The organism is Anaeromyxobacter sp. Fw109-5 (assembly GCF_000017505.1).
In the GTDB taxonomy this organism is placed as follows: Bacteria; Myxococcota; Myxococcia; order Myxococcales; family Anaeromyxobacteraceae; genus Anaeromyxobacter.
The window spans coordinates 4,776,399-4,788,494 of sequence record NC_009675.1 but is presented as its reverse complement, the minus strand read 5'-3'; the positions used below and the strand labels follow the sequence as shown (position 1 = coordinate 4,788,494).

Here is a 12,096-nt window from a genome sequence, read left to right as displayed (position 1 = left end):
CCAGACTGGAGACTGAGACCGATGGCTGCGACCGCTGACTACTACAAGACCAACCCGCTCGTTCACCGCGACCGCCGGCTCGGCGCGTCGCCCTCCGCGTGGGCGCGCTCCTTCGCCTGCGAGGACCTGAAGCCGCTCATCGTCTGCCGCGGCCCGATCCGCAAGGAGGCGATGGACGTGTTCGAGGAGATGGGGATCGGCCACTACGGCATCCTCCTCTCCGAGAAGGACTCCATCGTCTACGCGAACGCGCTCGCGCCCGAGCTGCGCCAGCTCACCGACACGAGCCGGGTGCACCGCGTGCCCGACTACACCGGCGCGACGAAGGAGGAGCGCGTCGAGCGGATGAACCAGATCGTCCAGATCGCGAAGGACAACGGCTACGACTCGGTGTTCGCCGGCTACGGCTTCATGGCGGAGGACGAGGAGTTCGTCGCCACGGTCGAGCGGGCCGGGCTCAAGTTCATCGGCCCCAACTCGGTGACGCAGGCCCGCGCCGGCAAGAAGGACGAGGCGAAGCGGACCGCGCTCGAGGTGGGCGTCAGCGTGACCCCGGGCGTGAACGACGTCGCGGCGCGCACCCTCCTCCACAAGCACAAGACCCGCAAGGCGCTGCTCGCGCTGGTGGAGGCCGAGGACCTCGCCTGCGATCCCAAGGTCCTGAAGGACGAGAAGCTCCCGCTCGTGGGGCTCGCCGATCACGTCCTGATGGCCTCTTACGCGAAGGGGATCGACCTCTACACCATCGACGAGCTCGGCTGGCAGGTGCAGCGCGAGGTGACGGAGCTGTTCAAGAAGCACCCCGGCACCCGCGTGCGCCTCAAGGCCATCGGCGGCGGCGGCGGCAAGGGCCAGCGCATCCTCGGGGGCGCGCTGCTCACCGCGACGTCGCCCGACGCGAAGCTCATCGAGGAGGCCGCCGCGGAGGCGCCCACGCTCGTGCGCGAGGTGCTGAACGAGGTCAAGGCGACCGGCGTCGGCGACAACAAGAACGTCCTCATCGAGCTCAACATCGAGCAGACCCGCCACAACGAGATCCAGCTCCTCGGCAACGGCGCCTGGTGCGTCTCGCTGGGCGGCCGCGACTGCTCGCTGCAGATGCACGAGCAGAAGCTGCTCGAGATCTCCGTCACGCAGGAGGGGCTCGCCGCCGCCATCGCCAGGGCGGAGAAGGCCGGCAAGAAGGACGAGGCCCGCGCCCTCGCGACCGACCTCGAGATCCTGAAGCGGATGGAGGACGACGCGGCCCGCTTCGGCGCGGCGGTCGGGCTCGACTCGGCCTCCACCTTCGAGTGCATCGTCGACCGGGACCGCTACTACTTCATGGAGGTGAACACCCGCATCCAGGTGGAGCACCGGGTCACGGAGCTCTGCTACTCCCTGAAGTTCACCAACCCGGACGACCCGCGCGACGCGTTCGTGGTCGAGTCGCTCGTGGAGGCCATGGCGCTGCTCGCCCGGCACAAGGAGCGGCTGCCCAAGCCCACGCGCATCCCGCGCTTCAGCGCGGCGGCGGAGGCGCGCCTCAACGCCACCGACGCCTCGCTCTCGCCGCACGCCGGCGGGCTCATCCGCTTCTGGTCGAAGCCCATCGAGGGCGAGATCCGCGACGATCAGGGCATCAGCATGCCGAACCCCGACACCGGCATGTTCATGCGCTACCACGTGGCCGGCGCGTACGACTCCAACATCGCGCTCCTGCTCACCAAGGGCGGGGACCGGCTCGAGAGCTACCTCGAGCTCGCCAAGGTGCTGCGCAAGACCAGCCTGCGCGGCGTGAACCTCGCCACGAACCTGCAGTTCCACTATGGCCTCGTGAACTGGTTCCTCGGCCAGAACGTCATGGCGAAGCCGACGACCCGCTTCGTCGTCCCGTACCTGACGCTGGTGGGCCTCCTCGCGGAGGAGGGGAACAAGCTCGACACGGCGTTCGCCTTCGCCGAGATGAAGAAGCACTACACCGCGCAGATCGCGAAGGAGAGCCCGGGCGATCCGTCCGTCGTCAAGGCGATGGCCGAGGTGATCGACCGGAAGCTCACGCTCCTCACCCGCGTCATGGATCGCCTGCTCGAGGAGCCGCACCTGCTCGCCGGCTGGCTCAGCCTGAACCGCAAGCACTACCGGCTCGAGAACGGCAAGGTGGTGTGGATCCGCAACCCGCTCGGCGTGCTCAACGACACGTACGAGTACCTGAACATGGCGTGGGATCCGAAGGCGCCCGCGGCCGAGGTGATCTGGCAGCACGATCACGAGCTCCTGCAGAAGTCGATCCGCTTCTACGTGGCGCTCCGCGAGACGTTCGGCCTGAAGAAGGAGGAGTTCTACAAGCTGAACGACATCCTGAAGAGCGAGGCGCCGCAGGGCGGCTACGACGCGGAGACCTGGACGCAGATCCGCGCCGCGCACCTCGGCTACGAGGCCGGGAACGAGCTGCTGGGGCTCCTCTTCATGGTCGCCGAGGCGGTGAAGTTCTTCGACTTCCGCGTGGAGCAGAACCTCGACGTCACCATCCCCGCCCACCTCAACGACCCGGAGCTCCAGGCGCGCATGAAGAAGGTGCTCGTGCCGCCGCCGGCGACCAAGGCGGACGAGCTGGTGGCGCCGTTCGGCGGCATGCTCTACCGCCAGGAGGCGCCGGGGAGGCCGCCCTTCGTCAGCGAGGGCGTGCACTTCGACAAGGGGCAGGCGCTCTACATCATCGAGGTCATGAAGATGTTCAACACCGTCCGCGCGCCGTTCTCCGGCACGATCGACCGGGTCCTCATGACCGGTCCGGACGGGACGGTCGTCCAGAAGGGACAGCCGCTCTTCAAGATCACCCCGGACGAGAAGTTCATCGAGCTCGATCCGAAGCAGGTGCAGCGCGAGCGCCGGGCGCGCACGGCCGAGCTGATCCAGGCCGTGCTCATGACTCCGCACGAGAAGCTGTACGACGTGGAGCCGCGCGAGCAGGTGGAGGTCGACCTGGTGCGCGCGGGCGACTACGTGCTCGCCGTCTAGCGGCGGGCGACGAGGGCCCCCCGAGGCCGTCCGAGGGAGCCCCGCCTGCCCGGCGGGGCTCCTCTGCGTCGAGGGGAGCCATCCGGCGAGGGAGGGGCCCGGCCGTCAGCGCCGGTGGCGCCCCTCGTTCGCGACCAGCTCGAGGCGCCGCGCCTCCGCGGTCCCCGCCGCGCGGGCACGGCTCTCGGAGCAGAAGCTCGCGAGCAGGTGCCCGTCGACGGTGACGCGCCACAGGCGAGTGTCGACCCGCTCGATCGCGACGAGGTGCCCGCGAACGGACCGGGTGAAGCGCGCGGCGGCCATGAGATGTCGAGCATAACCGCGAACGCGCCCCGAAGCTCGCCCCATGGCGGTCGGCCGCGCCGCTGGTGTCATGACGAACCGTGAATTCCGGCCGGCCCGGGGCCAGGCTGACGCGCTGCGGGGGCTTCCCAGCGGAGCACTCCGGGCGTAAAAGGATCCGGCGTCGCCGGGACCGGGCGTGGCGACCGGGACGAGCGAGCGCCCACCCGCTCGGCCTTCCGTACGCCTCCTGTCCGCTCGCGCGGGCGACGCCCCGCGCGGCGCCGGCGTGCGCCCCGCGCGGCTGAAGACGAGCTCTGGTCCCCGCAGTGGGGCAGAGGTGGGCTATCGGATGGCTTTGGACCGGGTGGCGAGGGAGGACCGCGTGAACGAGAACTTCAAGGAGCTCAAAGGCCGGATCCGCAAGCTGGAGGAGCTGCTCGTCTCGCGTGGGCACGCCGACGTGGAGTTCGCACAGGCGGTGAGCCGCCTGCGGCGCGCCATCCGTCACGGCGATCGCTCCCGCGAGCCGACGCCCGAGCTGCGGGGCCTGCTCGAGGCGGCGGAGAACCTCTCGCGCCGGGCGGGGTGATGGGCGGAGCGAGCTGGAAGCGAACGCGGCGCGCCGCGCGCGCGGCGGTGATCCGGGCCGCGGTGCGAGCGCTCATGGCGCTGCCGCCGGGCCTGGCGTTCGCGCTCGGCGCGCTCCTCGGGCGGCTCGGGTGGTTCCTCTCGCCGGCGCTGCGCCGCGACATGCGCGCGAGCCTCGCCGTGGCGTTCCCGGAGAAGAGCGACGCCGAGCGGGACGCGATCGCGCGCGAGAGCCTCGTCAACCTGGGCCGCGTGGCCGGCGAGGCGATCACGATGCGCCAGTGGGCCCATCGCCTGGACGAGTACGTCGAGGCGCCCGCGGAGGCCGTCGCGACGGTCGAGCGGGCGTGGGCGCGGAAGAAGGGGATCATCTTCGTGCTCGGGCACATCGGGAACTGGGAGCTCACCTCCCGGCTGTCCCGCTACGTCCAGCCGAACGCCGCGATCGCGAAGCGCAGCTGGCACCCCAGCCTCGACGCGCTGGCGGAGCGGTTCCGCGCCGACAGCGGCGTCGGCACCTTCTGGCGCGACGACCCGGCCACCGGCCGCAACATGCTGAAGCTCTTCCGCCAGGGCGGCGCGCTCGGCATCCTCATCGATCAGGACATCCGCGACGTGCAGAGCGTGTTCGTGCCGTTCTTCGGCCGGCTCGCCGCGACGCCGCGGGCGCCCGCCGACCTCGCGCTGCGGTTCGGCGCGACGCTCCTCGTCGTGACCTGCTCGCGCCGCGGGCCGGGCCCCCGGGACGGTCACCGCCTCGAGGTCGTCGAGATCCCCGCCGACGCCACGGCGCCGGACCGCGAGGCCGAGGTCCTCCGGGTGACCGCGGCGTGCGCCGCCGTGCAGGAGCAGGCGATCCGGCGTCACCCCGCCGAGTGGGTCTGGATGCACCAGCGCTGGAAGACGCGGCCCGACCCCGCGCAGGCGGCGGCGCCGGACGAGCGGCGGGAGCTCCCGACGGGCTCGCGCCAGGCAGGGTGATCCCGGCGCTCGAGCCGCGCTACTCCTCGCCGGCCCGCCAGCGTCGCTCGAGCTCGACGTAGCTCGGCGGGAAGGCGGGCTGCGTCCGCAACGCGAAGACCGGGACGGGGTAGCGGATCCCGCCCTTGCTCGTCCCCTCCAGGCCCGCGACGATCTCGTCCGCCATCGCGAAGGGGAACGTGAACGCGAGCTCGTCGTCCGCGGCGAGGCCGAAGAGGCGGTCGCCGTAGCAGGGCAGGACGAGCTGCGGCGCCTGCGCCTGGCGCGTGCGGATGACGATGTCGGCGCAGTCGCCACGCCCCGTGAACTGGGCCGTGAAGCTGCCGCCCTTCGCGTAGAGGGAGGCGTTCACGAGGCGGAGCACCTGCGCCGAGTTGCCGTAGACGACCACCGTCTCCGGCTCGAAGCTCACCCGCTCGAGCGGGCCGACGGCGATCGCGGAGATCGCGCCGCGCTCCAGGCGCGGCAGCGCCGCCTCGAACGCGGCGCCGGCCTCCTGGCAGGCCGCGTACATCCCCTCCGCGAGCGATCCCCGCTCGTAGTAGGGGATGCGGTCCTCGAACCCGAAGGCCGCCTTGGCGATGGGGCAGGCGAGATCCTCGCCCGTGAAGGCGAGCGTCCACCCGTAACGGCGCGCGAGCGCGACGCCCTGGCAGATCGCCACCGGCCCCCCGAGGTCCCTCGACGGCCGCTTCGCCTTCGCCGGCAACGGCTCGCCCGGAGCGAGCGTCCGCACGCCGACGGGGAAGGTGGCGACGCGGAGGTGCTTCTCCAGGTGCTTCGTGAGCGTGGGGGCGTCCATGGAATCTCCTCCGTGAGGGGGGACCCACGATGCCACGTCGCCGGGCCCCGCCTCGACGCTCCGGCCGGGACGAGCGGACCGCGAGCGCGCACGCACCCGCACGCCGCCTGCAGAGCACGGCGCCGCGCATTACAACCCCTCGTAGCCGGGCCCGATGGTGGGGCGGTCGTCCCCTCCTCCGGCCGGCGTCAGGAGACTCAATGGAGCAGCAGGAACGAAACAAGACCATCCACTACTACGACCGCGAGCTTCGCCAGATCCTGTGCGGAGTGGACGATCCGACCGCGCACTGGACCATCCGCAGCCGGGTGAACTGCCCCGACTGCAGCACGCTCCTGCGCGAGCGGCGTCGCCCCGCCGCCGCGCCGGCGAAACCCCTCGCGGACGCGGCCGCGAGCGACGCGCTCTAGCCGATCCGCCTCACCCCGGGATCCGGGACCGCACCGTCAGCACCGGGACCGGGGAAAGGCGCACGACGCGCTCGGCGACGCTGCCCATCATGGCGTGCGCGAACCCGCGCCGTCCGTGGGTGCCGACCACGACGAGGTCCGCGCCGCGCTCCGCGGCGGTGGCGAGGAGCTGTTCCCAGGGCGCGCCGACCCTGACGTAGCCCTTCGCCGCCGGGCAGACGTCGCGGATCGAGGAGAGCAGCTGCTCGAGCTTCGTCTCTGCGACGTCGGTGATCGGCGTCACCAGATCCACCGGCGAGGCGAAGTCGGTGTACGGCGGGATCTCGCAGACGTGCACGACGCTCAGCTCGGCGCCGGCCTCGCGCGCGATCGCGACCGCCGTCTCGAGCGCGCGGCCCGACGTCTCGCTGAAGTCCGTCGCCGCGAGGACGTGCTTGAAGATGGCCATGGCTTCCCTCGCTTCCCCCGGGCGATCTTCCCGCCGCCGGGCGGCGGCGGGACGCCGGGCCGGCGGCGAAAGAAGGGTATGGCGGCGGCGTCCGAGCGCCCGTCCTCCGGGCGCCCCGCGGCACGGACGCCGCGCCCTCGGGGGGCCGCGCTCGCCGCTTCGCCCCACGGGATGGATCTTCGAAGACGTGAACGCCACCGCGCTGCACCACCCGCTCGACCGCCTGCGCGCGTTCTTCTCCGCGCGGATCTGGGACGCCCGGCCGGCGGAGCTGCCGAGGGCGAAGGCCGCGTTGTTCCGCGTGAGCCGGCTCGGCTACTCCACGGTCCGGGGGTTCCTCGACAACCGGCTGACGGTCCGCGCCGCCGCGCTCACCTACTACAGCATCCTCTCCGTCGTGCCGTTCCTCGCCTTCGCCTTCGCGGTGCTGAAGGGCTTCGGCGCGTACCGCACCTTCATCGGCGAGATCGTCCGGCCCTACCTCGCGGACACCTTCGGCGCGAACCCGGCGCTGCACCAGGCCACCGAGCGGATCCTCGAGTTCGTGGAGCGGACCGACGTGTCGCGGCTCGGCGCGCTCGGGCTCGTGGTGCTGGTGTACACGAGCGTCTCGCTCGTCTCGAGCATCGAGGTCGCGCTGAACGACGTGTTCGGGGCGAAGACGACGCGGCCGTTCCTCCGCCAGATCACCGACTACGTCACGCTGCTCGTGACCACGCCCATCCTCGTGTTCGCGGCGGCGACCATCTCCACGGCGGCGCAGAGCTCGAGCGTGATCGTGTTCCTGCGCGAGCGGCTCGGGCTCGGGCCCGCGATCGACTTCGCGCTCGGCTTCACGCCGGTCGCGGTCGTCTGCCTCGCGCTCTTCGCGATGTACACGATCCTGCCGAACGTGCGCGTCCGGCCGTTCTCGGCGCTGCTCGGCGCCGCGGTCGCGGCGCTGGGCTGGCAGGGCGCGCTGGTGCTGCACGTGCAGCTCCAGATGGGCGTCGCCAAGTACAACGCCCTCTACTCCGTCCTCAGCGCGCTCCCGATCTTCCTCGTGTGGTCCTACGTGTCGTGGCTCATCGTGCTCGTGGGAGCGGAGATCGCCGCGAGCCACCAGAACGAGCAGATCGTGCGACAGCGGCTGCGCGGGAAGCGCGCCGATCAGGCGCTGAAGGAGACGCTCGCCGTCGCCGCGGGCGCGCAGATCGCGCGCGACTTCCTCGCCGGCGGGCCGCGGCGCTCGGCGCCCGAGCTGGCCGCGCTCCTGGAGGTGCCGCCCCCCGTGATCGAGGAGATCCTCGAGGCGCTGGTGCGCGCGGGCCTGCTCGTCCGCGCCGCCGTCGCCCAGCACGTGGGCTACGTGCCGGGTCGCGATCTCGACGACATCCGCGCGAGCGACCTGCGCGACGCGCTCCGCCGCGAGCCCCAGGCCGAGGACGTGCGCGCGGCGGTGGAGCGCCGGCTCGGGCCGGAGCTCCAGCGGCTGATCCACGCCGACCAAGACGAGCGGCGCGCCTCGCCGCTGAACGCGACGCTCCGGGAGCTCGCCGCCGTCGCCCCCGAGACGCGCCCCGTCGCCCCGCCGGGCGAGCGCGACGGCCGCCCCGCCCTCCCAGAGGAGGCGGAGGTGCTCGACGCGAAGCAGCCGGAGACGCCGGCGTAGGGCGCCGCCGGGCGCGCCGGATCGTCACCGGAGCGCCTGCTCGAGATCCGCCACGATCTCCTCCGGCGCCTCGAGCCCGACGGAGAGGCGGAACAGCCCCTCCCCGGCGACCGCACGGAAGCGCGCCGCCTTGTCGCCCTGGAGCGGGAAGGAGGTCCGCAGGAGATCCTCGGTCGGCAGGAAGTACACGAGGCTGCGGTGCTTGCCCAGGGAGACGGCGTACAGGATCAGGCGAAGCCGCTCCGCGAGCCGGCGCGCGAGCGCGTCGCCTCCGTCCGCGACGAAGGCGAGCAGGCCGGAGGCGTTCTGGAGCTGCCGCCGCGCGAGCTCCGCCTGCGGGTGAGAGGCGAGGCCGGGGTACAGCACGCGCCGGACGCGCGGGTGCCGCTCCAGGAACTCCGCCACCGCGCGCGCCCCCTCCTCGTGGGCGCGCATCCGCAGCGGGAGCGTCACCAGCCCGCGCAGGATGAGGCTCGCCGAGGAGGGGCTCATCGCCGCGCCCAGGTGGACGAGCGCGTCCTGCCGGAGCGCCGCCATCGCCGCGCGCCGCCCGACGACCACGCCGCCGAGGGCGTCGCCGTGCCCGCACGCGTACTTGGTGAGCGAGTGGAGCACGTAGTCGGCGCCGAGCGCGAGCGGCCGGAGCCCGAACGGCGTCGCGATGGTCGAGTCGACGGCGAGCGCCGCGCCCGCGCGGTGCGCGAGGTCCGCGAGCGCCTCCACGTCGGCGAGGCGCAGCGTCGGATTCACCGGGGTCTCGGCGTAGACGAGCCGCGTGCCCGGGCGCAGCGCCCCGCGCACCTCCTCGAGGTCCGAGAGGTCGGCGAAGGTGATCTCGACGCCGAGCCGGCGGAGCGCGCCGGCGCAGAGCTCCGCCACGCCCGCGTAGCAGACGTCGCTCACGATCGCGTGATCGCCGGCGCGCAGCAGGTGCAGGAGCAGCCCCGACGCCGCGGCCATCCCGCTCGCGAAGCAGACCGCGTCCTCGCCGTCGTCGAGGTCGGCGAGGCGCTGCTCGAGCACGCGGACCGTGGGGGACCCCCACCGGCCGTAGAAGTACGGCTGCTCCTCCTGCATGTCGGCGGCGGAGAACCCGACCTCGCCGGGCTCCACGACGAAGCTCGTGGCCTGCACGACGGGGGTCCCGATGGCGCGGTAGGTCGGGTCCACGGGCTCGCCCGCGACGGCCCGCGTGCGGAGGCTCGATCGTTCGGTCATTCGTACCTCTCGGGTCAAGGCGCTGCGCAGTGGGGCCTGCGCGGCGCGCCGGGGACGGCGCGATCTAACCGCGCGAGGCACGGGAGGCCGTAGCGGGCGTGCGAGCACGGGTCGGGCGCGGCATGGCTCGTGCTTAGGTGGCCGTCGGAGGCCGAAGATGGCGAAGAGCGCGAGCGACGGCACGGTGACCCTCCGGATCCGCTGCTGCCAGTGCGGGCGGGTCGATCGGTTCGTCGCCCCGGCGAGCGAGGCGTTCCGCGTGGCGGACGAGCTCCTGAACGCGCCCTGCCGGGGGGTCGTCGGGCGCAGCCGTCGCTGCGCGAGCCGGGATCGGCGCCTCGACCTCCGCGCGGCAGCGCCCGGTCATCGCCACGGGGCTGCGCTGCCGCCGGGCTGAGCGCTGCTCGGTCGTGCGGCAGGCCCCTGATCAGGAGCGCGTTGCGCCCGCGCTCCCACGTGGGTTCCCGGGCAACATGACACGGGCGACTCCCCTGATCCGGGAGCACACTTTTCGTCGCACACCTTCGCGCGACCGCATCCGGGCGACCCCGGCTCCATTGCACCGAAGGCGGTCGGGATGGATCGTACACGCCTCGCGGCGGGGCGGAGGTTCACGGTGAGGCGATGATCACTCGCGCCGCGATGCGCCAATGACGGGATCTCTCGACGACAGCGGCTCGGCGCCGGGGGCGAGCGGAAGAGTGCTCGTCACCGGCGCGACCGGTTTCCTCGGGGCGAACGTGGCGCGGCTCCTGCTCGAGCGGGGCGTGGAGGTGCGCGCGCTCGTCCGGGCGTTCTCCCCGCGCACGAACGTGGACGGGCTCCCGATCGAGCTCGTCGAGGGAGACCTCCGCGACGCGGAGGCGGTGCGCCGCGCGGTGCGCGGCTGCCGGCGGGTGTTCCACGTCGCCGCGGACTACCGCTTCTGGGCGCGCGATCCGCGCGAGCTCTACGCGTCGAACGTCGAGGGCACGGTGCACGTCATGGAGGCGTGCCTCGCCGAAGGCGTCGAGCGGGTGGTCTACACCTCCACGGTCGGCACCATCGGTCTCGCGGCGGCGCCCGCGCCCTGCGACGAGCACACGCCGCTCGTGGCGGGGCAGCTCACGAGCCACTACAAGCGCTCGAAGCTCGAGGCGGAGCGGGCGGCCCTCTCCTACGTCGCGCGCGGCCTCCCCGTCGTGGTGGTGAACCCGTCCGCGCCGGTCGGCGCCTGGGACGTGAAGCCGACGCCGACCGGGCGCATCCTCCTGGACTTCGCGCTCGGGAAGCTCCCCGCCTTCGTGGACACGGGCCTGAACGTGGTCCACGCGCGCGACGTGGCGGAGGGGCACCTGCTCGCCGCGGCGCGCGGCCGCGTCGGCGAGCGCTACATCCTCGGCCACCGGAACATGACGCTCGCGGAGATCCTCGCCGAGGCGGGGGCGATCCTGGGCCGTCCGGCGCCGCGCCTGCGGCTCCCGTACGCGGCCGCGCTCGCGGTGGGAGCGCTCGACACCGCGCTCTCCCGCCTCACGCACCGGCCGCCCACGGTGGCGCTGGAGGCGGTGCGCATGTCGCGGCGCCGCATGTTCTTCGACGCCGGCAAGGCGGTGCGCGAGCTCGGGCTGCCGCAGACGCCGGTCCGCCGGGCCTTCGAGGACGCGATCGCGTGGTTCGCCGAGCGGGGCTATCTCGCGGGGGCGGGGCAGGGGAGGACGGCATGGGCATCCCGCTGAAGCAGGCGGTCGCGGTCGGCCGTTACATCGTGTCCCAGCGGCTGCGCGGGCGGACGCGCTACCCGCTCGTGCTGATGCTCGAGCCGCTCTTCCGCTGCAACCTCGAGTGCGCCGGCTGCGGGAAGATCCAGCACCCCGAGTCGGTGCTGCGGAGCTCGCTCTCGCCCGAGCAGTGCTGGGCGGCGTCCGACGAGTGCGGCGCGCCGGTCGTGAGCATCGCCGGCGGCGAGCCGCTGCTCCACCCGGAGATCGCCCGCGTCGCGCGCGGCCTCGTCGAGCGCGGCCGGTTCGTCTACCTGTGCACGAACGCGATCCTGCTCGAGAAGAAGCTCCCGCAGTTCGAGCCTCACGAGCGGCTGACCTTCAACGTGCACCTCGACGGCGTCGAGGAGCGCCACGACGCGTCGGTGCAGCGCGCGGGCGTCCACCGGACCGCGGTGGCCGCGATCCGCGCGGCGCGGGCGCGCGGCTTCCGCGTCACCACCAACTCGACCCTCTTCGTCGGCCAGGATCCCGAGGAGGTGCACCGGTTCTTCGACGAGGTGATGGCGCTCGGGGTGGAGGGGATGACCGTCTCCCCCGGCTACGGCTACGAGCGGGCGCCGGACCAGGACCACTTCCTGCGACGGGACGAGACGCGCGCGCTCTTCCGCCGCGTGCTCGCGCCCGCGCGCGAGCGCGGCTGGCGCTTCAATCACTCACCGTTCTACCTCGACTTCCTCTCCGGCCTCCGCGACTACCAGTGCACGCCGTGGGGGAGCCCGAACTACAGCGTCTTCGGCTGGCAGCGCCCCTGCTACCTGTTCTCCGAGGGCGGCTACGCGAAGACGTTCGCGGAGCTCATGGAGACCACCGCGTGGGAGCGGTACGGGGCCGGGCGCCACCCGCGCTGCGCGGACTGCATGGTGCACTCGGGCTACGAGCCCTCCGCCGTCCAGGACTCGATGGCGACCCTGGGGAACGTCGTCCGCTCCGTGCGGTCGCTCATGGGCTGA

Annotated in this window: 12 protein-coding genes; 8 read left to right on the top strand and 4 right to left on the bottom strand. The window is 72.8% G+C overall.

Annotation, left to right across the window (positions count from 1 at the left end; genetic code table 11):
- The first annotated feature begins 21 nt into the window (after positions 1 to 21).
- Positions 22 to 3,000, top strand: a complete 2,979-nt coding sequence (locus tag ANAE109_RS21005) for a biotin carboxylase N-terminal domain-containing protein (RefSeq protein ID WP_012098909.1) — start codon at positions 22 to 24, stop codon at positions 2,998 to 3,000.
- Between the two features lie 105 nt (positions 3,001 to 3,105).
- On the opposite strand, the gene ANAE109_RS21000 is transcribed toward ANAE109_RS21005, so the two are convergent.
- Positions 3,106 to 3,303 carry a hypothetical protein gene (locus tag ANAE109_RS21000; RefSeq protein WP_041448588.1) on the bottom strand — a complete coding sequence of 66 codons (198 nt, stop codon included), beginning with the start codon at positions 3,301 to 3,303 and terminating at the stop codon, positions 3,106 to 3,108.
- Between the two features lie 331 nt (positions 3,304 to 3,634).
- On the opposite strand from ANAE109_RS21000, the gene ANAE109_RS20995 reads away from it, so the two are divergent.
- Positions 3,635 to 3,874: a hypothetical protein gene (locus ANAE109_RS20995; RefSeq protein WP_234945199.1), complete on the top strand. Its 240-nt coding sequence runs from the start codon at positions 3,635 to 3,637 to the stop codon at positions 3,872 to 3,874.
- A 62-nt stretch (positions 3,875 to 3,936) separates the two neighbouring features.
- Positions 3,937 to 4,854 (top strand): lysophospholipid acyltransferase family protein, encoded by a 918-nt coding sequence (locus tag ANAE109_RS20990; protein WP_234945198.1) that lies wholly within the window; start codon positions 3,937 to 3,939, stop codon positions 4,852 to 4,854.
- Positions 4,855 to 4,873: 19 nt separating this feature from the next.
- On the opposite strand, the gene ANAE109_RS20985 is transcribed toward ANAE109_RS20990, so the two are convergent.
- A complete protein-coding gene (locus ANAE109_RS20985) occupies positions 4,874 to 5,656 on the bottom strand; it encodes a DUF169 domain-containing protein (protein WP_012098905.1) in 783 nt (260 codons plus the stop codon).
- A gap of 200 nt (positions 5,657 to 5,856) precedes the next feature.
- On the opposite strand from ANAE109_RS20985, the gene ANAE109_RS20980 reads away from it, so the two are divergent.
- Entirely contained in the window at positions 5,857 to 6,066 is a 210-nt protein-coding gene (locus ANAE109_RS20980; RefSeq protein ID WP_041448587.1) for a hypothetical protein, read from the top strand.
- Positions 6,067 to 6,076: 10 nt separating this feature from the next.
- On the opposite strand, the gene ANAE109_RS20975 is transcribed toward ANAE109_RS20980, so the two are convergent.
- Positions 6,077 to 6,514: a universal stress protein gene (locus ANAE109_RS20975; RefSeq protein ID WP_012098904.1), complete on the bottom strand. Its 438-nt coding sequence runs from the start codon at positions 6,512 to 6,514 to the stop codon at positions 6,077 to 6,079.
- Positions 6,515 to 6,701: 187 nt separating this feature from the next.
- Between ANAE109_RS20975 and ANAE109_RS20970 the strand changes: the two genes are divergently transcribed.
- A complete protein-coding gene (locus ANAE109_RS20970; protein ID WP_012098903.1) occupies positions 6,702 to 8,165 on the top strand; it encodes a YhjD/YihY/BrkB family envelope integrity protein in 1,464 nt (487 codons plus the stop codon).
- Positions 8,166 to 8,189: 24 nt separating this feature from the next.
- Here the strand turns inward: ANAE109_RS20970 and ANAE109_RS20965 are convergent, their stop codons facing one another.
- Complete coding sequence (locus tag ANAE109_RS20965; RefSeq protein WP_012098902.1) at positions 8,190 to 9,383, bottom strand: PLP-dependent aspartate aminotransferase family protein; 1,194 nt, start codon at positions 9,381 to 9,383, stop codon at positions 8,190 to 8,192.
- Positions 9,384 to 9,540: 157 nt separating this feature from the next.
- On the opposite strand from ANAE109_RS20965, the gene ANAE109_RS20960 reads away from it, so the two are divergent.
- The 3 genes from ANAE109_RS20960 (at position 9,541) to hpnH (ending at position 12,096) form a co-directional block, all read left to right on the top strand.
- Complete coding sequence (locus ANAE109_RS20960) at positions 9,541 to 9,780, top strand: hypothetical protein (RefSeq protein ID WP_041448586.1); 240 nt, start codon at positions 9,541 to 9,543, stop codon at positions 9,778 to 9,780.
- A 253-nt stretch (positions 9,781 to 10,033) separates the two neighbouring features.
- Complete coding sequence (hpnA, locus tag ANAE109_RS20955) at positions 10,034 to 11,101, top strand: hopanoid-associated sugar epimerase (RefSeq protein WP_012098901.1); 1,068 nt, start codon at positions 10,034 to 10,036, stop codon at positions 11,099 to 11,101.
- Positions 11,086 to 12,096, top strand: coding sequence for an adenosyl-hopene transferase HpnH (hpnH, locus tag ANAE109_RS20950; protein WP_012098900.1), 1,011 nt, complete (start codon positions 11,086 to 11,088; stop codon positions 12,094 to 12,096). The genes hpnA and hpnH overlap by 16 nt, the downstream gene beginning before the upstream one ends.

What these genes read in the sequence shown, in the direction of transcription:
- ANAE109_RS21005 (WP_012098909.1), top strand. Translation starts at nt 22, where the DNA reads ATGGCTGCGACCGCTGACTACTACAAGACCAACCCGCTCGTTCACCGC.
- ANAE109_RS21000 (WP_041448588.1), bottom strand. Translation starts at nt 3,303, where the DNA reads ATGGCCGCCGCGCGCTTCACCCGGTCCGTTCGCGGGCACCTCGTCGCG.
- ANAE109_RS20995 (WP_234945199.1), top strand. Translation starts at nt 3,635, where the DNA reads ATGGCTTTGGACCGGGTGGCGAGGGAGGACCGCGTGAACGAGAACTTC.
- ANAE109_RS20985 (WP_012098905.1), bottom strand. Translation starts at nt 5,656, where the DNA reads ATGGACGCCCCCACGCTCACGAAGCACCTGGAGAAGCACCTCCGCGTC.
- ANAE109_RS20980 (WP_041448587.1), top strand. Translation starts at nt 5,857, where the DNA reads ATGGAGCAGCAGGAACGAAACAAGACCATCCACTACTACGACCGCGAG.
- ANAE109_RS20975 (WP_012098904.1), bottom strand. Translation starts at nt 6,514, where the DNA reads ATGGCCATCTTCAAGCACGTCCTCGCGGCGACGGACTTCAGCGAGACG.
- ANAE109_RS20965 (WP_012098902.1), bottom strand. Translation starts at nt 9,383, where the DNA reads ATGACCGAACGATCGAGCCTCCGCACGCGGGCCGTCGCGGGCGAGCCC.
- ANAE109_RS20960 (WP_041448586.1), top strand. Translation starts at nt 9,541, where the DNA reads ATGGCGAAGAGCGCGAGCGACGGCACGGTGACCCTCCGGATCCGCTGC.
- hpnA (WP_012098901.1), top strand. Translation starts at nt 10,034, where the DNA reads ATGACGGGATCTCTCGACGACAGCGGCTCGGCGCCGGGGGCGAGCGGA.
- hpnH (WP_012098900.1), top strand. Translation starts at nt 11,086, where the DNA reads ATGGGCATCCCGCTGAAGCAGGCGGTCGCGGTCGGCCGTTACATCGTG.